Here is a 23,095-nt window from a genome sequence, read left to right on the forward strand (position 1 = left end):
ATATGTTAACAAAAATAATCAAAAAAGGTCTCCCAAATACTGAGAGACCTTTTGAGGAATTGGTTATAGACTAAAATTCATCTACACTTGTGCCATATTCATACTCATTAAACTCATCAACAGTTTTTGTGACTTCATCACAGTTGAGGGTGACAGATAGTGGCCTCGCTGGTTTCTTAAATTCACCTTTTGTGACACCCAGTGTAGAGTCTTGATAAACTTTGGTCATGAATTCTGACCAGATAGGCCTAGCTGTTCTTGCACCTTGTCCATCGTACCAGTTGCGGAAGTGGATAGCTCTATCATCTCCACCTACCCAAGCACCAGCTACAAGGTCTTTGGTAACACCCATAAACCATCCATCAGAAGCATTTTGAGTAGTACCTGTTTTACCACCGATTTCATTGTTTTCACGTAGCTCTTTGCTTAATCCCATACCTGTTCCGCCTTCTTCTTCTGTAGCGCCTCTCAGCATGTATAGCATGAGATAGGCATCCTCCTCAGACATGGCTTGCTTCTTCTGCGGGCTTCTGATTTCTATAGGATTACCGTATTTATCTTCTATCCTCGTGATATAAAAAGGCACGATATGCTCACCTTCATTGACGAAAGTACCATAAGCACCCACCATCTCAAATAATGAGACATCGTTTACACCTAAGGATAGTGCGGGTACTGGTTCTAGCTCACTGGTGATACCTATTCTTTTCGCTGTTTCTGCTACATTTCTAGGCCCTACTTTCTTCATCATATGAGCTGTGATCGAGTTGACTGAGTTGGCCATAGCTTTTCTGATAGTCATTTTTTCATAGCTATATACGCCATTGGAATTTGGCGGAGTCCAAGTAGGTGGATCTTGACCAGGCAGCTGGAAAGTCTCAGGCTGATCGATGACTTGGTAGCAAGGAGAGTATCCACTCTCTATAGACGCAGCATATACGAAGGCTTTGAAAGTAGATCCAGGCTGCCTCTTACTTTGACGTACGTGATCAAATTTGAAGTATTTAAAATTAATTCCTCCTACCCAAGCTTTGATATGGCCTGTGTGTGGATCCATTGCCATAAATCCAGTTTGTAAGAAATGCTTATAGTATCTCAAAGAGTCCATACTGCTCATGAGTGTGTCTATTTCACCATTCCATGAGAACACTTTCATTTTCTTTTTACGATTGAGCTCATAATTGATTGAGTCAGTATCGTTACCATAGTGTTTCTTTAAGTTTTTGTATACTTCAGTTCGTTGAATGGAATTTTCCAAAAATCCAGGAAGTACTCGACCTCTCTCATCTATCCAAGGTTCCCTGCCATCAAGTGAGGCGATGAACTTTTCCTGAAGGGCCTTCATATTATTAGCGACAGCTTCTTCAGCATATTGCTGCATGCGACTATCAATGGTCGTGTAGATACGTAATCCATCTTCATAGATATCGTAGCCGTTGGAGATCGCCCATAGCCTCAATTCTTCTGCGACTACTCCTCTAAAGTAAGTGGCAAGCCCTTCATTCTGATTTTGAACTTTGTAGTCCAAAATCAACTCTGTCTGCTTCAAAGAATCAAATTGTGCCGTAGTGAGAAAGTCATACTTGTGCATTTGTGCTAGCACGGTATTTCTTCTTCTTAGAGAGTTCTCAGGGTTACTTACAGGGCTATAATAATTTGGATTTTTACATAATCCAATAAGAACAGCTGCCTCTTGAATAGCTAGTTCATTGGGTTCTTTATTGAAAAAAGTTTTAGCAGCTGTTTTGATACCGAATGAATTGCCACCAAACTCAAACGTATTGAGATACATGGCGATGATCTCTTCTTTAGTATATGAGCGCTCTAGCTTAGCTGCTACGATCCACTCCTTAGCTTTGATGATCACCATGTCTAAGATCGGGACATTGCTTAGTAGTCCTTGTGATTCTGCTCCTCTCGTTCTAAAGAGGTTTTTCGCTAGCTGCTGCGTCACAGTACTACCACCGCCATCTAGACTAGCTGTACCGAAGGTCAGTACATACTTGACTACTCCGAAGCCAGCTCTAGCCAGACCAATATAGTCAACACCTGAATGGTCATAGAAGCGAATATCCTCTGTAGCAATTAATGCATTGACTACATTTTTAGATAGCTCGTTGAACTGTACGGGAGTTCTGTTATTTCTAAAGTATTTACCCATCGACTTTCCATCAGCTGTAAAGAGTTCAGAGGCTATAGAGGTCTCTGGATTTTCCAACTGTCTGAAGTCCGGCAATGAGCCAAAAAGCCCAAGGAAATTGATGCTAACAGCGCCCATAAATAAAGGGAGTCCTACTATGAATCCTATAAATAGGATCCAAAGTCCTTTGATCACTTTTTTACGAAGCGGTTTTTTCACTTTTTCTGACATGGTATTTATTTGTAGTTCAGCCTAAAGAATGTTTTGTATTGACTTAGATTTTTATCAGTACTCAACTTTTGATAATTCTCATTGGTAATTACAAAAGTATCAATTTTAGCTTTTAAAAGCGGGTCTTCTGTTGCGATATATATCGTCAACTGCTCAAGATACTCAAGTGCTCGCTGCTTATTGGCCAATGGGCTAACGAGTACGAGACTTACTTTAGTATCAAAGGCAACCTGACCACTTTTTAGCATACTATCACTGTAGTATTGCTCATTAAAGGCATTGACGAGTGCGGATACGCGCTCAGCGTCTGCTTTGCTATCGGTAACTTCTACTGCAAGTACGTGGACTTGTGAGAGATTAGTAGAAAAACCACTTTGAATGATCTGTTGGCTACTGATCAGTTGCTGGCTGACATCTAGCATCTTTTGTGCCATACTCTTGAGCTTTGGATCCTTTACATTTTCTATATAGGATTTGAGTTGCTCATCGTATAGCGCTTTATTGAGTTCCATTTTTTGACCTACGATGATCTCAAGCAGTAGAAGTCTTTCTGTATGAGTTGTATTTGGGTAAGCCTCCAAGGTTTCATTGATGAGCTTTAATGCGGATAGATAAGCTTCCTGCTCATAGAGCGAATATGCTTCTGCATACTTTTGACCAACTATGCTATTGTTTGCAGACTCTTCTTCTCGGAAGTTGGGATTTTGTAGCAGCTGAGCAAAAGTCGAACTAGGATATTGGTCGATAAGCTGCTGTTTTGCACTAGCTGCTTGCTCCGCTTTGTCCAGCTCAAGGCTAATGAGGTGTAGAAGATAGAGAGCTTCTGCATGATACTCACTGTCAGGAAACTCATCTATGAGGCGTAAGAGGGATTTTTCTGCATCTAAGTTTTGAGATAAATTATTGAAGTAAATCTCTCCTAATCTGAAAAGTGCTTCGGATAAGCTCACCTTGAGGGTGGCTATCTGCGTACTATCTCTATAAATCTGCTCCATCAGTGTACTAGCAGAGATCAACTCAGTCTCTTCTACTTCTTCTTCCTTTACCTCTTCCTCTTCTGGTGAGATTTCTTCCTCGTTTGTACCACTCACTTCTTTGATGGATCTTCGCCAGTTGTCTTCCAGTGGTCTGCTACTCCACTTTTGTTTGAATTCTAGTCGCCCTTGGTTGACGGCATCTATATTATAAAAATACCAAGTATTGCCATCTGCTGTACTGACTTGACTACTACCACTTGGATCACTGCTGAGCAAACCAAAAAGTCGTCTTTTCTTATTAGCTTTCTCTGCTGCGATTCTCTCGGCTTCTTTTTCAGCTAGGTATTTTTCAAAATACACTCTTTGTGCAGTAGTACCTAGTGCATTGAGCCGAATGAGGCTGTCAGCTTCGTTTCTTTGCTGGTAAAATCCATTGAAAGTGTCTAGAATTTCCTTTTTCTTACTGAGACTATCCAGTGCTATCTCACTATCTGGCAAGGTGATAAAGGCACTGTCTAAATAATTTTGAGCAAGACTAAAATTTTTAAAATCATAGTAATTCAGCGCATATAGCTTGAGATAAGCGTAGGCTTTTTGTGAAGGATTGTTTCTGCTACTTTGTGCACTTTGTTGGTACATTTTAGCGGCCTCTGTTAGATTGTTTTGGCGCGTCTCAAAGATCCCCATCTCATAGTAGATCACATCCCTCAAGTCTCTGTTCTTTTTGTTTTTTAGAAGAGACTCATAGTATTTTCTGACACGTTTGAGGTCATTAGTCTTTTTCAGTTCAAATACTTGCTGCATGTAGAGCTGTGCATAGAAGCTTTGCTCATAGGATGGATTTCCATTTAGACTTTTATCATAATAGTCAAAGGCCGCAGCTTCAAAATCTAGCGATTGATAGATCTGTGCTAGGATAAAGTAGTAGCGAGATTTTTCTTTACCCTTTTTGGTATAAAGCAGCGCTTCTTCTAAGTATTTGACAATACCATTGAGGTCACCTTTTAGCTCGTAGTAGTGAGCCATCATCAGCGCAAACCTACGCTGATTGTCTTTATTGAGTGATTCTTTGGACAAAAACTCAGATACTGCATAGGCATTGTCCATCTCGCCATAGTACATGAAGGCTCTCATGAGGCTGATAAGTGCCTCATGTCGGAGGTCAGGCTTATCACTCTTGGTATTGACATACTTAAATGCTGTGATGGCGTCCGCAAATCTCCCTTTATAAAAATTAGCTAAGCCAATCATGTAATAGCAGTCATAGACCCAATCACTATTTTTGTGCCACTCGATGCCGATGGAAGCTTTTTTGATAGCATCATTCAACAATTCTACTTTAGATTCGATCGTTGTACTGTCTATTGCGTAGAAGATGGGTATGGTTTTTAAAAAATCATCTCTATGATCCTCCTTGATAGCTTGCTCTACTTCGCGGATATCTTCTCTCGCAATGAAGTAGGCATTGTAGTAAGCAGTGGTATTATGATAGAGCTTGCTAGTGAGGGTGTCTTTTTCTGCTGAGCATGCGAAGAGAAATGACATGAGCAGGACAAAAAAATACTTGAAATACTTGCTCGGCATGCGATCTGACATAGATGATATAGTTGTGAAAGTAATTTTCACATTTCGTGTAATATAGTAAACGTTACAAAATATTAATATATATTTTTGTACCCCATCAAAAGTAAAGATTTTGAACCTAAAGCAGAAAATATCTCATTGGTTATCTACAAAGTATCTCTTTGTAGTGAGGCGAGAGGAAAACTTCTCCGTCAAGACTTCTTTTAGTGTGACCTATGCTAGGATCTTCATGCTCTTTTTTCTGGGTTTTGTTTTCTCAGTGGTCATAGGCTTAGTCATGGCCAAGACCGTCATGGCTCCTTGGTTTGACCCTGAGTATTTGGAGATGGAAAACAACAGAAAAATCATGGGACTATCCATCACAGTAGATTCCTTACTCGAGGTTTCTGAAAGCAGAGAGGTATATCTCGCAAATCTAAAATCTATCATAGGAGAAGACACTGTCAACTTGAGCTTGACACCTGAACAGCCAGGAGATGTCCTAACTAACACTGACCAAATCAACTTGATGAGTAAAAGCGCCATCGACTTGGAGTTTAGGAAGGAATTTGAAGGCATGGGGATCGAGGATTTGAGCAATCAGTCCACCGCACAGTCGCAGATTACAGAACTTTTTTTCTTTAGCCCTATACAAGGAGTTGTTTCTTCATCGTTTAATCCAAAGCTAGATCATTTTGGTCTGGATATTGTGTCACAAAAAAACGAACCGGTAAAAGTAGTGGCGGACGGTACCGTACTGATGGCATCTTGGACTCAAGATGCAGGGTATGTGATCGCTGTTCAGCATGCCAATGATCTGATTTCTGTCTACAAGCATAATGCATCATTGTTGAAAAAAGTCGGAAATTTCGTGCGTGGTGGTGAAATAATTTCTATTATTGGTAATACGGGGGAATTGACCTCTGGACAGCATTTGCATTTTGAACTCTGGTACAAGGGAAACCCTTTAAATCCAGAAGAATTTATATCCTTTTAAAGACATGTTTAAAGATAACGAAAAGAGAGCAGCAGTGGACGTGATAAACTCAAGCAACATCATCGTCAAAGAGACCAAAATAGTAGGTGATGTGGAAACACAAGGTAATATCCGAATAGAAGGTCATGTGAAAGGAAACATCACTACTAAAGCTAAAATAGTAGTAGGAGACTCAGCTTTAATAGAGGGTAATATCTTTGCAGCTGAGGCAGAAATCTCAGGTGAGATCAAAGGCGAGATCAAATGTTCTCAGATTTTGATGCTTAAGAATTCTTGTAAAATCTATGGAAATATCTTGACTACTAAGCTCGTCATTGAGCAAGGCGCTTCTTTCAATGGACAGTGCAAAATGGGCACATTAGAAGAGATCAAAGGAGCTTCAAAAAATACTGAAAATGGACAACTCAAAAAGCCAGAAAAAGAAGCCGTCCAATATTAATACTTATTTAAAATACACTGGGCTTGGCTTTCAGATGTTTGCCATCATGGGAGCGGGAGCTTGGATAGGTCTGAAGCTAGACCGATACTATCAAAATGACTTTCCTGCGTGGCTTGTAGGATTGTCATTTTTTTGTTTTTTTGGGGCTTTGTACGGTGTTTTTAAAAGTTTAAAACACGATGCAGACAAGGAAGGCCGCTCAAACTAAAAAATGTCTCTATCTTTGCGCTCTACAAAAAGCCTGAGTTAATGAAAGAGATCCTCATCAGTATAGTTAAACTACTAGTTTTCAGTGCCTTTATAGTGGGATTGATCTATGTAGTGCCTTCTTTTACAGAAGATAAGGTGCTTCACGACAGCGTATATTCTATATTTATATTTCTTTTTGTTTTAAACCTTTTGACCCATACAGTTTCACTTTGGGCAGCGGGAAATAGCAAAGAAAAGTTCGCGGGTTTTTACTTTACCGCTATGGTTGTTCGTTTCTTTTTCAGTTTAATGTTTGCTTTTGTCTATTTATATCGCGGTACAGAGGATAAGATTCTGTTTGTAGCCAATTTTTTTGTAATTTATTTGTTGTATATCTGCTTTGATATATATGGTTTAGTAAGTAACTTGCGCCCGCATTCAAAATAGGGTTAACTAATAAGCCAAAATAATGCGTAAACTATTAGCAGCAAGTCTCTTATTATTATCATTTATCTCTCTCAATGTCAGCCCAGTAATGGCTGCTGAAGAAGAGGAAGGCAAGACAGCATTTATCATGCACCATATCAAAGATGCCCATGATTGGCACATAGTTGATATCGGAGATCATGCTATTTCTATTCCATTGCCGATTATCCTTATTACGGATGGTAAATTAGACGTGTTTTCTTCAGGAGAGTTTCACCATACTGATGATGGTTCAGTACCTGTGGTGAGAGGTGAAAACACTTACCTTAAATACCATGAGAAAATCTACCTTGCTGATGAAAATGGTGGTTTGACGATGGATGCAGATGGGCATCCGACCAATGCTAAGCCTTTCAATATTTCGATCACTAAAAATGTAGCTTCGATGCTCATCTCTGTAGCGATCATATTTGCAGTCTTCTTCACAGTAGCTAATCGATACAAGAAAAATGGTGTAAGTGCTCCTAAAGGTGTACAGTCATTGATCGAGCCTTTGGTGCTATTTGTTAGAGACGAGATAGCTATCCCAAATATTGGTAAGCATCACTATAAGAAGTTTATGCCATTCCTTTTGACAGTATTCTTCTTCATATTTATCAATAACCTTTTGGGTTTGCTTCCAGGTGCTGCAAACTTGACGGGTAATATTGCTATCACTGCGACTCTTGCAGTATTTACATTTATCATCACGACATTTTCAGCTAACAAGAACTATTGGAAACACATATTTGCCATGCCAGGTGTTCCGAAGCCATTGTTGTTGATCATGATTCCTGTGGAGATTCTCGGGATGTTTACTAAGCCTGTATCATTGACGATACGTTTGTTTGCAAACATCACTGCGGGTCACATTATCATTTTGAGCATTATTGGTTTGATATTTATCTTCCAGTCAGTGGCTGTTGGTCCAGTCAGTGTTGCTCTAGGGTCTGCTATGACATTCTTAGAATTACTTGTAGCATTTATTCAGGCTTATGTGTTTACACTTCTTTCTTCGATCTACTTTGGTGGAGCGGTAGAAGAGGCACATGACCACTAAGAGAGAACCAGTTTAATTAATAATCATAAATAAAAACAACTATGTTAGGTTCATTATTACTTGATGCAGCTCTAGGACTTATGGGTGCTGGTATCGGTGCAGGTATTGTAGCATTAGGCGCAGGCCTTGGTATCGGTAAAATCGGTGGTTCTGCTATGGAATCAATCGCAAGACAGCCAGAAGCTGGTGGAAAAATCCAGACTGCAATGATTATCGCAGCAGCCTTGATCGAAGGTGTAGCTCTTTTCGGAGTGCTAGTTTGTCTTTTGATCGCTACTGCTTAATTAAAACTTTAAGAAGGAGGGCGTTAGGCTCTTCTTCTTTTATCTTGTTTATTCACATTTAGCATATAAATCCATGGATTTAATTATTCCAGATTCGGGTCTGATTATTTGGCAAGCGATTATCTTCTTGATCGTATTGTTGATCTTGAGAAAATTTGCTTGGAAACCAATTTTAGGAGCGCTTTCTGAAAGAGAAGCTTCGATTGAAAATGCCCTTTTGGCAGCTGAAAATGCTAAAAAGGAAATGGCAAATCTGAAAGCAGAAAATGAGAAGTTGCTCGAGCAAGCGAGGCTTGAGAGAGACAATATCCTCAAAGGCGCTAATGAAGCAGCAAAACAAATCACTGAAGATGCTAAGACTGAAGCTTCTAAAATCAGCTCAAAAATGATCGAAGATGCCAAACTTGTTATCGATACTGAGAAGAAGGCAGCTTTATCAGAAGTGAAAAATCAGGTAGCCCTATTGACTATCGAAGTGACTGAGAAAATCCTCAGAAAGAACCTTTCTGAAGATAAAGCTCAGCAAGAGTTAGTAGAGGGTTATGTGAAAGATCTTAAGTTAAATTAATTAAACTGAGTAATGACGTCAACACAAGTAGCTTCAAGATACGCTAAGTCGCTTTTGGGTCTAGCCTTAGAAAGAGGTGTCCTAGAAGAGGTGAATCGTGATATGCAGTTTTTTAGCAGTACCTGCAAGCTCAATCCTGACTTTGTATTGATGCTAAAAAACCCTATCATCAATCACTCTAAGAAGTTATCTATCCTCAAAGCGATTTTTGCTGATAAAGTGGATCAGTTGACTTTTTCTTTCTTCGAGATCATTACTAGAAAAAATAGAGAGAGTGATTTGCCAGCGATTGCTACTGAGTTTCATCATCAGTATAATGTGCAGTCAAATGTACAAGAGGCTACGATCACTACTACGTTTGTTTTGACACAGGAATTAAGAGAGAAGTTTAGAAGCATCGTCAAAGAAATCAGTGGAAAGGAAGTTGAGTTGCTAGAAAAGGTCAATCCAGACCTGATCGGTGGCTACATCCTTAAAGTAGGCGACAGACAGATAGATGAGTCTATCAGCTCACATCTCAAAGCATTGAGAGTGGAGTTTGGTACTAATCTATATGAAAAGAAATATTAAGAAATAATCGAACAACTAAATAAATCTTCAGATACATGGCAGATGTAAGACCAGATGAGGTTTCAGCGATATTGAGAGAGCAGCTTTCAAATCACAAAACTGAGGCTGAACTAGAAGAAGTGGGTACCGTACTTCAAGTAGGTGATGGTGTAGCCCGTATATATGGACTGACTAAAGCACAAGCGGGTGAATTGCTCGTGTTTGAAAGTGGTCTAAGAGCCCTAGTGCTTAACCTTGAAGAAGATAACGTAGGAGCCGTGCTTCTTGGAGACTCTAAAGAGATCAAAGAAGGTGATATCGTCAAAAGAACTAAAACTATCGCCTCAGTAAAAGTAGGAGATGGTATGCTTGGTCGTGTTGTAGACACACTAGGTAATCCTATCGATGGCAAAGGCCCTATCGCTGGTGATCTTTATGAAATGCCATTAGAGAGAAAAGCTCCTGGTGTAATCTACAGACAGCCAGTAAATGAGCCTCTTCAAACCGGTATCAAGTCGATTGACTCAATGATTCCAATTGGTAGAGGACAAAGAGAGTTGATCATCGGTGACCGTCAGACAGGTAAAACTGCTGTAGCTATTGATACGATTCTTAATCAAAAAGAATATTACGAAAAAGGTGAACCTGTATTCTGCATCTATGTAGCCATCGGTCAGAAAGCTTCTACAGTAGCAGGTATCGTAGCAGCTCTCGAAAAAGGTGGTGCTTTGCCATATACGGTAGTAGTGTCGGCCTCTGCTGCTGATCCAGCTCCTCTTCAATTCTACGCGCCATTTACAGGTGCTGCGATTGGTGAGTTTTTCAGAGATACAGGACGTCCTGCGCTAGTCGTCTATGATGATTTGTCTAAGCAAGCCGTAGCTTACCGTGAGGTTTCTCTTCTACTTAGAAGACCTCCAGGACGTGAAGCATACCCAGGTGACGTATTCTACCTTCACTCAAGATTGCTAGAAAGAGCGGCTAAGATCAATGCCAATGACAGCATCGCACAATCAATGAACGATCTTCCTGAGTCTATCAAGCATTTGGTAAAAGGTGGTGGATCTTTGACTGCACTTCCAATCATCGAGACACAAGCGGGTGACGTATCTGCATATATCCCTACCAACGTGATTTCGATCACAGATGGTCAGATCTTCTTGGAGACTAACCTCTTCAACTCAGGTATCAGACCTGCGATCAACGTAGGTATCTCTGTATCTCGTGTAGGTGGATCTGCTCAGATCAAATCGATGAAGAAAGTAGCGGGTACTTTGAAGCTTGATCAAGCACAGTTCCGTGAACTTGAGGCTTTCTCTAAGTTCGGTTCTGATCTAGATGCTTCTACTAAGCTCGTGATCGAAAGAGGTCGTAGAAACCAAGAGATCTTGAAGCAAGGCCAGTACTCTCCAGTAAAGGTGGAGCAACAAGTAGCGATCATCATCGCTTCAACTAAAGGCATGCTAGACCAAGTCCCTGTTGAGCAAGTAAGAGCTTTTGAAAAAGAGTTTGCCATGATCATGGATGCTCAACACAAAGATGCGCTTCAAGCACTTCTAAAAGGTGATATCGATACAGCGACTGCTGCTATCAAGCAAGTGACTTCAGAACTTGCTCCAAAGTATAAGAAGTAATCAATCAATGATTCCCTGCGAGCTTAGTTCGTAGGGAATTTATATACAAGCGAATATGGCTAACTTAAAGGAAGTAAAGCAAAGAATCACTTCTGTAGTATCTACACAACAAATCACTAAAGCCATGAAAATGGTAGCAGCTGCAAAGTTGAGAAGAGCTCAAGACAGGATTGTTCAAATGCGCCCATATGCTGAGAAGCTCAATGGAATACTTACTAATGTGTCTTCGGGTGCTGAAGGTAGCATCGAATTAGTTTACGCAGATAAGCGTGAAGTCAATAAGGTTTTGATCGTAGCGATCACTTCTGATAGAGGTCTTTGCGGTGCATTCAACAGTAATATCATCAAAGCTACTAACGTACTTTTGAACGGTAAGTACGCTGAACAACATGCTGCTGGTAATGTGACTATCCTTCCTCTAGGTAAGAAGGTGTATGATTATTACAGAAAGCGCAATATCAATGTCGTATCAGACTTTTACTCTATTTTCACAGATTTAAGTTTTGACGGAGTTCGTGCAGCAGCAGAGTTTGCTATGGATGGATACGCTCAAGGAGATTATGATCAGGTAGAGATTATCTTCAACGAGTTTAAAAACGTAGCAACTCAAATAGTAAGAACGGAGCAGTTTCTGCCGATAGGTATAGAAGAGCAAGTAAGTGAAGAGAAAGCTTCATCTACTGACTATATCTTCGAGCCATCAAAAGAGTATATTATAGAAGAACTAGTGCCTAAGTCTCTTAAGATCACATTCTACAAAGCAGTGCTAGAAAGTAATGCTTCTGAACATGGCGCTCGTATGACTGCGATGGATAAAGCCACTGAAAATGCGGGTGAATTGCTCAAAGAACTTAGATTGACTTACAATAGAACGCGTCAGGCAGCTATTACTAATGAGATCCTTGAGATCGTAGCAGGTGCCAATGCACTCTCTGCTTAATCTTAGAAAATATATTTGATTGATAAAGCCCGCCTTTTGGTGGGCTTTGTTATTTTATAAGATATTTGATGCATGAAGTACTATAAATACATACAGTGGTTGTCATTGGACGTAGTCTTGGGAGCTTGTGCTGGGATGTATTTTTTTGCTGAGTTGTTAGAAGTATACTTACCTATCAGACTTTATTTTTTATTAGGGATGGCCGTATGGGTGATCTATACATTTGATCATCTTTGGGATGTCAGGAAGCTCACCTTTATTGCGCACACTGATAGACACGCTTTTCATCAGCGGTATCAAAGATATCTTTGGGTGATTTTATTAGCAGTCACATTTTTAGGACTATTGCTAGGGTGGAATTTTATCTTCAAAAAGGAGCTCTTCTTCATTGGTAGTGTCGGAGGTATTTTAGTCTTATCATATTTACTAGTGATATCTTTTTTACCTCCTACCAAGGTCATCTTTAAAGAAGTCTTAACAGCTATTTTATATGTATTTGGCCTAATTGCGGGACCTTTGATGTGGTACGAAGGACTGTTGCCAGAGACTTTCTACTTTGCTACAGTGATATATATCCTACTAGCTTTTAAAAACCTCTTCTTTTATGCCTATATGGATCAAGAAAGTGATCGTATCCATCAGTATGGTAGTTTGAGTTTGATCGTAGGAGAAAGTAATTCTAGGTTATTTTTAAAGTTATATGGGATCATATTACTCTGTTTGATCGCTATAGGAGCGTTCTTTTTTCAGTTGTCTATGCCATATACTTTCTGTTTGATCACGATTGCTTTGGTTCATACGCTTTTGATTCTTTTCTATAAAAACCTAAGCTATAATGGCATCTATAGAGCATTAGCTGATGGAGTTTTTATGGTAGGTTTTTTGAATATTTAAACAAAAGCACTCTGTCCCGTAATGGCTCTACCCACGATCAGTGAGTTGATTTCCTTCGTGCCCTCATAGCTGTATATAGCCTCTGCATCTGCTACAAATCGCGCAATGCTGTGTTCGAGAAGAATCCCATTACCCCCAAAGAGTTCGCGGGCATTGTCCACTATATCTCGCGTTCTGAGTGTGCAGAAGACTTTGGCCAAGCTAGCTTGCTCATCAGTTAGCTTACCAGCGTCTTGTAGCTGAGAAAGTCTGAATACCATCGTCTGCATAGCGGTGAGGTTGCCTAGCATAGTGACTAATAGATCTTGAACCATTTGGAAGCCAGCGATCGGTCTGCCAAACTGCTTACGCTCCATCGTATAAGCTAGAGCGAGTTCATAGGCCCCTCTTGCGCAGCCTACTGCTTGCCATGCTACACCTGCTCGAGTCATGCGGAGTACTTGAGCCGTATCTTTAAAGGAATTAGCGTTTTGTAAGCGGTTGACTTCAGACACACGGCAATCTTTCATAGTAATCAGTGCATTTTGTACGGTGCGGAGCGCCATCTTATCTTCCATTTTTTCAGTAGAAAAGCCTGGGGTGCCTTTTTCTACAATGAAGCCCTTGACTTGCTGATCTGCAAGGTCTCTTGCCCATATGACCGTGATGTCAGAAAATGTAGCATTGCCGATCCATTTCTTTTGACCATTGAGTATCCAAGTATCTCCATCACGCTGACAGGTAGTCGTGAGACCTCCAGCTACTCCAGAACCTACTTCTGGCTCGGTCAAGCCAAAAGCACCGATAACTTCCATTTTTTGCATTTTGGGAAGCCACTTTTGCTTCTGGTCTTCTGAGCCGCAGTAGTAGATAGAGCCCATCGCTAAGCCACTTTGTACTCCAAAAAAGGTAGAAATAGAGCTATCCACTCTAGCCATTTCCATAGCTAAAATGCCTTCCAACAAGGCTGAGTGATTAGGACAGCCGTAGCCTTCATAAGTGACCCCGCAGATGTTGAGCTCAGCCATTTTAGGAATGAGTTGGTGAGGAAATTCGGCTCTATTCCAATAGTCATTGGCTATGGGCTTCACTTCTTCCTCCATGAATTTGCGTACTTTCAGCTGAATGGCACGCTCTTCAGGGCTTAGTAAATCGCTCAAGTGGTAGAAGTCTCCTTCTATTTCAGGTTTAGGAGCTTTTTTTCCTCCACCAGCAGACATCATTTTCATCATTTTGGCGAGATCCTCTTCGCTCATTTTAGAAACTATGTTGACCATTTTGCCAAGATCTACCTTTTCGGATAGTGCTGCGATTTGCTTTATATCTATATTAGAGAGTAGTTTGCGAATGCCAGATAGGCTGCTGAGGAAATTTTTCATAGGTCGCTCTTTTAATTAAAAATTAACTGTTTTGGAAGACTTTAACAATGATCGATCAGACCATTACAAGTGGCTGACTCCTTTTTATACGAAATTGAGCCGAATTGTTTTTGCTGATCGTTTAAAGATAGCCAAACTACATGATATGAATCTAATCGATACACAGGCAGATGTATTGATTATTGGAGGAGGTGATGGGATAGACTATGTTGATTGGATTTGTTCACATAGTGGCCAAGTAGTCTATTTGGAAGCATCTCTTTCAATGCTTCAAAGAGCCAAACATCATTTAAGAAAAGATAATCTATATTTTATAAATAGTGATAGATTAGACAGTGTTCAAGGAAAGTTTGATGCTGTCATTTTACATTTTGTTTTGGATACGATGAATGATGAGTCGATTGCTTATTTGTTAGCATCTTTAAAAAATAAGCTTCATTTGAAAGCTAAGTTATTCATAACTGATTTTTACCCCAGTCGAAAAATTAATCATCAATTGCTGACTTGGGGTATGATTAATTTATTTAGAGTACTTGTGAAACACCCAAGGAGGAATTTACCCAACTATCATCAACATCTGATAGATGCAGGATATCAGTTGGATAAATCCACTAATTTTTCCAATGGATGGATAAAGTCGAGGGTTTATAAATTGAATTAATTTTCAAACCAACTCAGTCTTGGCTTTGAGTTGGTGAAGCTTGTTGATGATGTGTTCGAGGTCGATACGATCCCAATTTTCCATGATCAAGGGGTCTTTCATCACTTCTTGCATGATGCGGTCTTGGAGCTGTCCGAGTGCGTAAGCTTCCGAATACCTGAGGTCGCTAAAAGTCACCATGGTATAAAGAGGGATCCACTCTTGCGGATAGAAATGGTATAGTTTGGCTTCTAGTTTCTTGCGGATCACCCATTTTTCGTTTGCTACGAGATCTCGCATTTCTACAAAATTGTCCATGGCCAACTGACAGATAGCGTCTGCATCTGGTTTTCTCCTTTTTTGAAAGGCCTCAAATGCTACATCCCAGTTATGGTTATGCTCTTCTAGCAGCTTATCCAATACATAGCAATCTTCAAAACCACAATTCATCCCCTGACCGTAAAAAGGCACCATGGCGTGTGAGCTATCCCCGATGAGTAAGCACCTGTTTTTCACCCATGGATAGCAAGCAATATTGATCAAGGAAGAAGTAGGGTTTTCATAAAACTCTCTATCGAAATCGGTGATCAAGCTGATCGCATCAGGAAAATGAACTTCAAAGAAATGTCTTGCGATCTTTTTTTCATGGATAGTTTTGAAAGAGATATCTCCCTCAAAAGGCATAAAAAGTGTGCATGTGAAGCTTTTGTCTAAATTAGGAAGTGCGATGAGCATATAGCTTCCTCTCGGCCAAATGTGCAATGCATGCGGATCTAAGGCATAGTCTCCACTCGCAGTAGCGGGTATGGTGAGTTCTTTATATCCTGAGTTGATAAACTCCTGCTTATAGTCAAATCGATCTGTGAGTTGCATTGCTCTACGTAGAGCTGAGTAGGCTCCATCAGAACCAATGATAACGTCTGAATGTAGCTTTCGTCCATCAGCAAAGTGCATGATACGCTGGTCGATATCGATCTCTTCACATTTAGACTCAAAATGAAACTGTACTCCTTCGGCTTCTGCTTTAGAAACTAGCAATTGATTAAACTTCCCTCTTGGAATAGAATAAATGGCTTGATCGTCTTTGCCATAAGGTTGAAAATTAGTCTGACCTGCTTCAGGGTGAATCATCCTTCCCTTCATCGGGATACAGTACTGCTTGACTTCATCTGCTATGCCAAGTTCATAAAGGGCTCTCCAACCACGATCACTAAGTGCCATATTGATGGATCTACCACTGTCTAAATCTACTAGTCGACCATCGGAACGTTTTTCAAAAACCTCCACAGCGTATCCTTTCCTCTTGAGGTAAATCGAGAGTAGTGAGCCGATAAGCCCTGCGCCTAATATGCTGATGTGGTTTTGTCTCATGGTGCTATTTAAAACTCTGCCAAAGTTTCTTCTAAGATTTTGGCAAATTGATATACGTCTTCAAAACTATTATAGAGTGGAATAGGTGCCACTCGGATGACATTTGGATTTCTCCAGTCACCTACCACACCTTTTTCATAGAGTCTATCAAAGAGCGCTCTACCACCTTTGTGGATGAAAAGAGACAGCTGACAGCCTCTTTCGTGTGGATTGCTTGGCGTGATGATCTCTAGTGTGCCTTTGTCTTGACTGATTTCTTTGATCAAAAACTCCAAGTAGCCTGTCAAGAATAAACTCTTAGTACGAAGTCTCTCTATGCCTGCTCTGTGAAATATCTCTAGAGAGGCTTCATGTGCAGCTAGAGCAAGGATGTTAGTATTGCTCAACTGCCAGCCATCGGCTCCATACATAGGTTTAAAGCCTTTAGTCATCTGAAAGCGCTGTGCTTCATCGTATCCCCACCAGCCTGCTAGTCTTGGTAGCTCAGGATTCATAGCATGACGCTCATGTACGAAAATTCCTGAGATATTGCCAGGCCCTGAGTTGAGGTATTTATAGGTACACCAAGTAGCGAAGTCCACGTCCCAATCATGCAGCTGAAGGGGTACATTGCCCACAGCATGAGCAAGATCAAATCCAACTTGAGCACCAACAGCATGCCCAGCAGCTGTGATGGCTTGCATGTCAAACACCTGACCAGTATAGTACTGCAAGCCACCCATCATGATCAGCGCTAACTCATCTCCGTGTTGATTGATTGCCTCTAATATATCTTCTGTACGCAGAGTGTATTCACCTGTACGAGGACTTAGTTCGATGATAGTTTTTTCAGGATCTAATCCATGAAGCTTGACTTGACTCTCGAGCGCATAAAGATCTGACGGAAAAGCTCCTGCTTCTGAGATGATTTTAAATCGCTGAGCAGTGGGCCTATAGAAGGAAACCATCAAAAAATGCAAGTTGGAAGATAAGTTGTTCATGGCAACTACCTCCTCAGGCTTAGCTCCTACGATCTCGGCTAGGTGAGGCTTAGACTTGTGTCTTGCATGATACCATGGGGCATCTCCGTGGAAGTGACCATCCACCGCCATCTCTTCCCAGCGCTTGAGTTGCGTTTCTAAGTAGGCTCGAGTTTGTTTAGGCTGAGGGCCTAGAGAGTTACCACAAAAGTAAATAGCTGTTTTACCATTCACTTTAGGTAGGTGAAATTCCTCTCTAAACGCTTTCAATGGATCATTTTCATCTTGAGCCCGCGCAAAGTCTAAGCTATATTCGTATTTCATCTTGTTCTTATTTTTCCATGACTGTCCCGCAGTTTTTGCAGGTTCTCTTATCGACATCTCCCCAGAAGGCATCCATGATAGGCGGTAGCTGCGCGACTATATCATTGATCTCTGCAAAGCTAGAATGAAGATGTTCTCCACAGTTTTCGCAATGCCAAATGAACCCATCCTTTTCTCCAGGTCTGCGATAGCGTTCTATAACCAAGCCAACAGTATTGGCTGGTCTGCGAGGGCTGTGTGGAACCTTAGGTGGCAAAAGAAAAATCTCTCCTTCTTTGATCTCTATGTCTTTGGGCTTGCCATCTTCTATGATTTTGAGCACGATATCACCCTCTAGCTGGTAGAAAAACTCCTCTCCTTCATCATAATGATAATCCTTGCGACTATTAGGGCCACCTACGACCATCACGATAAAATCTTCATTGTCTAAAAATACCTGCTTGTTTCCTACAGGTGGTTTGAGCAGGTGCCTATTTTCGGCTATCCAAGCTTTGAAGTTGAAAGGTTTACTGACGCTCATCTTCTCTTTTCTTTTGGTGATGTAAGCATAACAAAATAAAGCCCCAAAAGTATTAAAAATTATCCTTTTTTAGCTTGTATCTTCGCTTACACTAATTGCAAACTGATGAAATTACCTATTGTAGATACCCATTGTGACTTATTATCTTATCTCGCCAGTGTGCCCAGTGCTGATGCATTTAATAGCTCTGATATAGCCTGCTCTATCCCACTCATGGCAGCAGGTAATGTCAAGCTACAGGTCATGGCGATCTATAATGATGTGGTGGCAGGTTCAGTCGCACATGCTAAAAAGCAAGCGGATATCTTTGCCTCACTAGCAAAAAATGAACAAGCTTTAACAGCAATCACTTCTGCCTCAGATGTCATCCACTTGACAAGTCAAAAGGAGATCGGCATGGTAGCTGCCATAGAAAGTGCTGCAGGTCTCTGTGAGGAGAATATGCCGCTGGAAGAGACTTTTAAGACCTTGGATTATATCATCCAAAAAACTGGAAGAGTCGCATACATCAGCCTAACACATCATGGTGAGAATCGATTTGGTGGAGGAAATTATACGCAGATAGGCTTAAAAGATGATGGTAGAAAACTTTTAGATCATCTTACAGGAAAGCAAATAGCAGTGGATCTTTCTCATACAAGTGATTTATTGGCTGAGGGAATATTAGAGCATTTAAGCAAAGAAAATTTAGATATCCCTATCATAGCAAGTCATTCTAATTTCAGGGCATTGTGGAATCATCCACGCAATTTACCCGCTGAGTTTGTTCAGGAAATCATACAGCGTAAGGGTCTCATCGGGATCAATTTTCTTCGCGCTTTTTTAGATAATGATGTTCCTGAGAGAGTTTTTGACCATATACTATATGGGTTTGAACATGGTGCAGCCGACTGTTTATGTTTTGGCGCTGACTATTTTTACACGAAAAATCACCCAGATAAGAGTCGCATACCTTTTTACTTTCCAGTGGTGGAAGATGCTTCTTGTTATCCCGATATACTGGATATACTCGCGGAGAGAGGCTTGTCTCAGAGGCAGCTTGAGGCTTTGGCTTATGGCAATGCTCAGCAGTTTTTCGAGAGGATTTGGGATTAAGTGCCCATTGCTACCATTTTCTCCACGATCTCTTTTGCGCTGAGCGGCTTGTAGTTAAACTTAGTCTCAAATTTTGAGCTATTGAAAAAGTAGTCACGGTCATATTGATAAGCCATCTCTTTGAGCTCTCTGAGTGTAGGAATGAAAATCCCAAGTAGGGCCAATGCCCATTTGGGTAACACTGCGACTTGGTTGTTTTTTCCCATAGCGCTAGCAAATAGGCTTACCCATTGTCTACCAGTGATCATCGCCCGATCTGTAGGGAGATGCCAGACTTGACCGTAAGCTTCTGGAGTATTACCCAGTAGAGCAGTAGCCCAAGCAGCCTCTGGCACATACGTGAAGTTGTGCGCTACATCGGCATTGATCAGCCATTGGGCTTTTTTACCTTTCTTCAGATTAGTATACACGATATCTCCTAAGGCACTATTTTTAAATCCCGCAAAATCAGCTGAGCGCGCTATCAAAGCTTCCAAATGACCTGCCTTTATCTCATTGAGGAGCATCTGTGCGATCTGAGCACGGACTTTCCCCTTTTGACTAGGAGGGTTAATACGACTCTCTTCTGTCATGTTTTTGATTTCATTTTTATCATACATGTAGACATTGTCAAAGAATACCAATTTGGCTTGATGCGCGATGCAAGCATCTAAGACATTTCGCATGATTTTGGGCCACTGCATCTCCCAAACAGCCAGTTTGTAAGGAAGACCTACCGTCAAATAGACGATCTCACTACCAGCTACAGCTGCCATGACTTGATCGATTTCAGTGAGGTCTGCATGTAAGATTTGGTCAGTTTCATTGATCCTTTGTGGATTTCTACTGACGAGGCGAATTTGGTCAGTATATTCTTTGAGTGATTTGGCTAGTTCAATGCCGATGGCACCATTAGCTCCTAAAATAGTTTGCATAGGTTTGGCGTAAAAATGAAATGAAATATAGGTATAAACCTAAAAATGCATATAAAAATTGTGTGATATTATCATTAAGTATTTGGCAACACTCAATATACAACAAAACTGAAGAGGATCACTTCATTACTTTTCTCAAGAGTTAATTTCGCTAAAAACTAGCCTCAGTTATTTGAATTCCACTTTTTCGATATTGCTCATGTTTCGCATGATCCAGTTTTGCCTTCCATAGATGTAGTCAGTGGGTCTAGCTGGCGTCCACCTGCGAGGATTTGGTAGTGTGGCTGCGATCATGGCTGCTTCCGCTCGAGATAGCTTACTAGCAGGCTTGAGGTAGTAGGTTTGTGCGGCTGCTTCTGCACCATACACTCCGTTACCCATTTCGATCTGATTGAGGTACATTTCCATGATGCGTTTTTTGCCCCATAGAGACTCTATCAGGACGGTAAAGTATGCCTCAAGGCCTTTGCGGAGATAGCTTCGCCCTGGCCACAAAAAGATATTTTTAGCTGTTTGCTGACTGATGGTACTGCCACCTTTTAGCCTACGACCTTTCTTATTATTTTCATAGGCTTTTTGCATGGCTTCTATATCTAGACCAAAGTGTGTCATGAACTTTTGATCTTCTGCAGCTACTACGGCTTGTACCAGATTGGGACTGATCTCATCGAGTGACTTCCAATCTTTGTATAGCCTGAGCTCTTTGTCTTCAGACCACTGCTCCACTACCCTGATAAGCATGAGTGGGGTAGCAGGTGGTGGGACAAATCGCAAGATGACCACATAAGTGATCGTGATGTAAAAGAAAGCAAAAGTCAGTTTTTTGACCCAGCGAAATAAGAGACTTATATAGCTCATGTTCAGATTGAAATCGCGCAAATGTAGCTGATTTTCAAGATCAAAAAATTTTTAAGGACTACAAATTTTTAGGAGTTGCTTTTTTTCGTTTTTTCTTCAAAAAGTGGCTTGAAATCAGGGCTTTCTGTCTTCATCCATTTGTCCCAAAAGGTGAAATAAAGGCCATAGTTGTAACGAAACTGTGAGTGATGAAGGCTATGATGGGTAGCTCCTATCCAGAGTTGGCCAAAGAAATTTTGAAGAGTCTTTCTGGGGTAAATCTCAATGTTGAGGTGATTGATCGCGCTGGTCAGAGTCATCAATGTCAGCAAAGTGATGATCGCGTAGTAGTGCATAGGCAGTACAAATAAGATCACTGGGATGATCAGTGACTGCAGTACTCCCTCGATAGGGTGAAATGAAAAACTAGTCCAAGGAGAGGTGACGGTACTGTGATGGTGAACCTTGTGTATCAGTCCATAGACTGCTGGTCTGTGCATCCATCTGTGAAGCCAATAATAGTACGTTTCATGGATAAACATGGCAACGACCAGACTGAATATCAAATATGCCCAGCTGTATTCATTGATGTCTGTGTAGATTTTGGTATAGCCCATTTGCCATAGTAGTGCCATCGTAGCGCCAGCTAGAGCAAAAATTACAGATGTGACGCTTGACCAGAAAAACTCTTTTCTAAACTGCTCACTGTCTGGACTAAAGCGAAGGTTTACCTTTCTTTGATCAAAAGCCTTAGGCTTGACCACATAGAAAATCAAATGAAAAATCCCTGCTATGGCGACATAGCGAAACATGACGATGACTAAGAAGATCAGGCATATGCTAGCAAAGGTAGCAGGCTGACTAAAGTCGAATGGCTCCATGGCTTAAAAATAAGAAGGATCGAAATGGGAAATGTAGCTTATAGATTATTTTTCTTTAATAGCTGTAGCGAAGTTTTGAACACACTGATAGCCCCACTTCGGATGTGGACCAGTGGCAGTGCCTATGTAGTGAAAGTCGGCATTGAGTATCGTGTGCCTGTGTCCTCTATCTGGAACACCATCATCGATCAGCAAGCTGATGACGATATCACGTGCAGTAGCTGGACCAAAGCTGAGATTTTCGCCAATATTACCATCCCATTCACCAAACTTCTCGATTCGGATTTGAGGATCATCTTTTTTGCCATAGTGTGAAGCACTTCCACTTTTCATCTGATAGGCTACATGACTGGCGGCCGCGCGATAGAGGGCTTTACTAGGTTTTAGAGCTGAGCTGGCTGGTGTCTTTTTTAGCACTTCTATGGTTTCGTAAAGTGCTGAGACACCTTCTTGGGTGACTAGAGGAGTTTCTTGAGGTCGTTTGAGGAGTTTGCCTTCATAGTAAGCAGTCATAGGAGTGAGGTACTCTTCTGCATATCGGGTCGGATCAGTACGTACTTTATTGAGTTCGTAGATGACTTCTTTTTCGATCTGAGAGAGGTATGTTTCGTTTTTTGCAGTATGGAGCTTAGCCTCATCCCAGCTTACTGTCTGCGGGGCATTGAAAAGGGCGAAAAATATAATGGGAGATAATAAATGAATCATTTTAAATTGTGCTTATGGTTTTAAGTTTTGGTGATCTCAAAAACTAAAACGAATTATTTGTTTTTCAGATGAATGTAATGAGCATTTATTTTGATAAATTTATTGAATCAACAAAACAAACTTTTAAAACACTATGGGAATGATCAAAGAATTTAAGGCATTTGCTATGAAAGGCAATGTCGTAGACTTGGCAGTGGGTATCATCATTGGTGCTGCCTTTGGCAAGATCGTATCGTCATTTGTCAATGACATTATCATGCCACCGATTGGTATTTTGGTAGGCGGAGTAGATTTTAAAGACCTTTCTGTAGTCTTGAGAGAGGCCTATGTATCTGAGGGTGGTCAGGAGATGGCTGCGGTGACCTTGAGTTATGGCAATTTCATTCAGACAGTCGTAGACTTTACGATCATCGCTTTCGCTGTATTCATGATCGTCAAAGCCATGAATGCTACCAAAAAGAAGGAGGAAGCCAAACCTGCAGCTCCTGCGGCACCACCTAGGCAAGAGGTATTACTCGAAGAGATTAGAGATCTATTAAAGAAATGATACAAGCAAAAAGC

24 protein-coding genes are annotated in these 23,095 nt (G+C 40.9%); 14 read left to right on the top strand and 10 right to left on the bottom strand.

What is annotated here, in order from left to right; translation table 11 throughout:
• Positions 1 to 70: 70 nt before the first annotated feature.
• On the bottom strand, positions 71 to 2,371 hold the full coding sequence (locus tag I5349_RS06755; RefSeq protein ID WP_226389984.1) for a penicillin-binding protein 1A: 2,301 nt from the start codon (positions 2,369 to 2,371) through the stop codon (positions 71 to 73).
• A gap of 5 nt (positions 2,372 to 2,376) precedes the next feature.
• Positions 2,377 to 4,944 carry a type IX secretion system periplasmic lipoprotein PorW/SprE gene (gene porW / locus I5349_RS06760; RefSeq protein WP_226389985.1) on the bottom strand — a complete coding sequence of 856 codons (2,568 nt, stop codon included), beginning with the start codon at positions 4,942 to 4,944 and terminating at the stop codon, positions 2,377 to 2,379.
• A gap of 100 nt (positions 4,945 to 5,044) precedes the next feature.
• Between porW and I5349_RS06765 the strand changes: the two genes are divergently transcribed.
• From I5349_RS06765 to I5349_RS06815, 11 genes are all read left to right on the top strand, one after another.
• Positions 5,045 to 5,908, top strand: a complete 864-nt coding sequence (locus I5349_RS06765; RefSeq protein ID WP_226389986.1) for a M23 family metallopeptidase — start codon at positions 5,045 to 5,047, stop codon at positions 5,906 to 5,908.
• 4 nt (positions 5,909 to 5,912) lie between these two features.
• Positions 5,913 to 6,347 (top strand): bactofilin family protein, encoded by a 435-nt coding sequence (locus I5349_RS06770; RefSeq protein WP_226389987.1) that lies wholly within the window; start codon positions 5,913 to 5,915, stop codon positions 6,345 to 6,347.
• Entirely contained in the window at positions 6,304 to 6,555 is a 252-nt protein-coding gene (locus I5349_RS14300) for an AtpZ/AtpI family protein (protein WP_226389988.1), read from the top strand. Before I5349_RS06770 ends, I5349_RS14300 begins: the two co-directional genes overlap by 44 nt.
• A 41-nt stretch (positions 6,556 to 6,596) precedes the next feature.
• Positions 6,597 to 6,983 (top strand): hypothetical protein, encoded by a 387-nt coding sequence (locus tag I5349_RS06780; protein ID WP_226389989.1) that lies wholly within the window; start codon positions 6,597 to 6,599, stop codon positions 6,981 to 6,983.
• A 22-nt stretch (positions 6,984 to 7,005) separates the two neighbouring features.
• A complete protein-coding gene (gene atpB, locus I5349_RS06785; RefSeq protein WP_262895367.1) occupies positions 7,006 to 8,061 on the top strand; it encodes a F0F1 ATP synthase subunit A in 1,056 nt (351 codons plus the stop codon).
• Positions 8,062 to 8,102: 41 nt separating this feature from the next.
• Positions 8,103 to 8,345 (top strand): ATP synthase F0 subunit C, encoded by a 243-nt coding sequence (atpE, locus tag I5349_RS06790; RefSeq protein ID WP_226389990.1) that lies wholly within the window; start codon positions 8,103 to 8,105, stop codon positions 8,343 to 8,345.
• Positions 8,346 to 8,418: 73 nt separating this feature from the next.
• Positions 8,419 to 8,913 carry a F0F1 ATP synthase subunit B gene (locus tag I5349_RS06795; RefSeq protein ID WP_226389991.1) on the top strand — a complete coding sequence of 165 codons (495 nt, stop codon included), beginning with the start codon at positions 8,419 to 8,421 and terminating at the stop codon, positions 8,911 to 8,913.
• Positions 8,914 to 8,925: 12 nt separating this feature from the next.
• Positions 8,926 to 9,483, top strand: coding sequence for an ATP synthase F1 subunit delta (atpH, locus tag I5349_RS06800; RefSeq protein ID WP_226389992.1), 558 nt, complete (start codon positions 8,926 to 8,928; stop codon positions 9,481 to 9,483).
• A 35-nt stretch (positions 9,484 to 9,518) separates the two neighbouring features.
• Positions 9,519 to 11,096, top strand: coding sequence for a F0F1 ATP synthase subunit alpha (gene atpA / locus I5349_RS06805; RefSeq protein WP_226389993.1), 1,578 nt, complete (start codon positions 9,519 to 9,521; stop codon positions 11,094 to 11,096).
• A 55-nt stretch (positions 11,097 to 11,151) separates the two neighbouring features.
• Complete coding sequence (gene atpG, locus I5349_RS06810) at positions 11,152 to 12,036, top strand: ATP synthase F1 subunit gamma (protein WP_226389994.1); 885 nt, start codon at positions 11,152 to 11,154, stop codon at positions 12,034 to 12,036.
• Between the two features lie 72 nt (positions 12,037 to 12,108).
• On the top strand, positions 12,109 to 12,930 hold the full coding sequence (locus I5349_RS06815) for a UbiA prenyltransferase family protein (protein WP_226389995.1): 822 nt from the start codon (positions 12,109 to 12,111) through the stop codon (positions 12,928 to 12,930).
• Here I5349_RS06815 and I5349_RS06820 read toward each other — a convergent pair.
• A complete protein-coding gene (locus I5349_RS06820; protein ID WP_226389996.1) occupies positions 12,927 to 14,288 on the bottom strand; it encodes an acyl-CoA dehydrogenase family protein in 1,362 nt (453 codons plus the stop codon). The two genes, I5349_RS06815 and I5349_RS06820, sit on opposite strands and share 4 nt — an antisense overlap.
• Before the next feature lie 145 nt (positions 14,289 to 14,433).
• On the opposite strand from I5349_RS06820, the gene I5349_RS06825 reads away from it, so the two are divergent.
• A complete protein-coding gene (locus I5349_RS06825; RefSeq protein ID WP_226389997.1) occupies positions 14,434 to 14,949 on the top strand; it encodes a class I SAM-dependent methyltransferase in 516 nt (171 codons plus the stop codon).
• Positions 14,950 to 14,952: 3 nt separating this feature from the next.
• Here the strand turns inward: I5349_RS06825 and I5349_RS06830 are convergent, their stop codons facing one another.
• The 3 genes from I5349_RS06830 to I5349_RS06840 are packed head-to-tail and all read right to left on the bottom strand — an operon-like array spanning position 14,953 to position 18,102.
• A complete protein-coding gene (locus I5349_RS06830; RefSeq protein WP_226389998.1) occupies positions 14,953 to 16,299 on the bottom strand; it encodes an FAD-dependent oxidoreductase in 1,347 nt (448 codons plus the stop codon).
• Between the two features lie 8 nt (positions 16,300 to 16,307).
• Positions 16,308 to 17,582 carry a kynureninase gene (gene kynU / locus I5349_RS06835; protein WP_226389999.1) on the bottom strand — a complete coding sequence of 425 codons (1,275 nt, stop codon included), beginning with the start codon at positions 17,580 to 17,582 and terminating at the stop codon, positions 16,308 to 16,310.
• Positions 17,583 to 17,589: 7 nt separating this feature from the next.
• Positions 17,590 to 18,102 carry a 3-hydroxyanthranilate 3,4-dioxygenase gene (locus I5349_RS06840; RefSeq protein ID WP_226390000.1) on the bottom strand — a complete coding sequence of 171 codons (513 nt, stop codon included), beginning with the start codon at positions 18,100 to 18,102 and terminating at the stop codon, positions 17,590 to 17,592.
• A 105-nt stretch (positions 18,103 to 18,207) separates the two neighbouring features.
• Between I5349_RS06840 and I5349_RS06845 the strand changes: the two genes are divergently transcribed.
• Positions 18,208 to 19,197 carry a dipeptidase gene (locus I5349_RS06845; protein WP_226390001.1) on the top strand — a complete coding sequence of 330 codons (990 nt, stop codon included), beginning with the start codon at positions 18,208 to 18,210 and terminating at the stop codon, positions 19,195 to 19,197.
• On the opposite strand, the gene I5349_RS06850 is transcribed toward I5349_RS06845, so the two are convergent.
• From I5349_RS06850 to I5349_RS06865, 4 genes are all read right to left on the bottom strand, one after another.
• Positions 19,194 to 20,111, bottom strand: coding sequence for an NAD(P)H-binding protein (locus I5349_RS06850; RefSeq protein ID WP_226390002.1), 918 nt, complete (start codon positions 20,109 to 20,111; stop codon positions 19,194 to 19,196). The genes I5349_RS06845 and I5349_RS06850 overlap by 4 nt on opposite strands.
• A gap of 168 nt (positions 20,112 to 20,279) precedes the next feature.
• Positions 20,280 to 20,969: a monofunctional biosynthetic peptidoglycan transglycosylase gene (mtgA, locus tag I5349_RS06855; RefSeq protein WP_226390003.1), complete on the bottom strand. Its 690-nt coding sequence runs from the start codon at positions 20,967 to 20,969 to the stop codon at positions 20,280 to 20,282.
• A 68-nt stretch (positions 20,970 to 21,037) separates the two neighbouring features.
• The gene (locus I5349_RS06860; protein ID WP_226390004.1) at positions 21,038 to 21,829 is read right to left on the bottom strand and encodes a sterol desaturase family protein; all 792 of its coding nucleotides are present in this window, start codon (positions 21,827 to 21,829) and stop codon (positions 21,038 to 21,040) included.
• 45 nt (positions 21,830 to 21,874) lie between these two features.
• The gene (locus tag I5349_RS06865) at positions 21,875 to 22,534 is read right to left on the bottom strand and encodes a CAP domain-containing protein (protein ID WP_226390005.1); all 660 of its coding nucleotides are present in this window, start codon (positions 22,532 to 22,534) and stop codon (positions 21,875 to 21,877) included.
• A gap of 133 nt (positions 22,535 to 22,667) precedes the next feature.
• Between I5349_RS06865 and mscL the strand changes: the two genes are divergently transcribed.
• A complete protein-coding gene (mscL, locus tag I5349_RS06870; protein WP_226390006.1) occupies positions 22,668 to 23,081 on the top strand; it encodes a large-conductance mechanosensitive channel protein MscL in 414 nt (137 codons plus the stop codon).
• Positions 23,082 to 23,095 lie beyond the last annotated feature (14 nt).

The organism is Penaeicola halotolerans, assembly GCF_016464625.1.
GTDB lineage: Bacteria > Bacteroidota > Bacteroidia > Cytophagales > Cyclobacteriaceae > Penaeicola > Penaeicola halotolerans.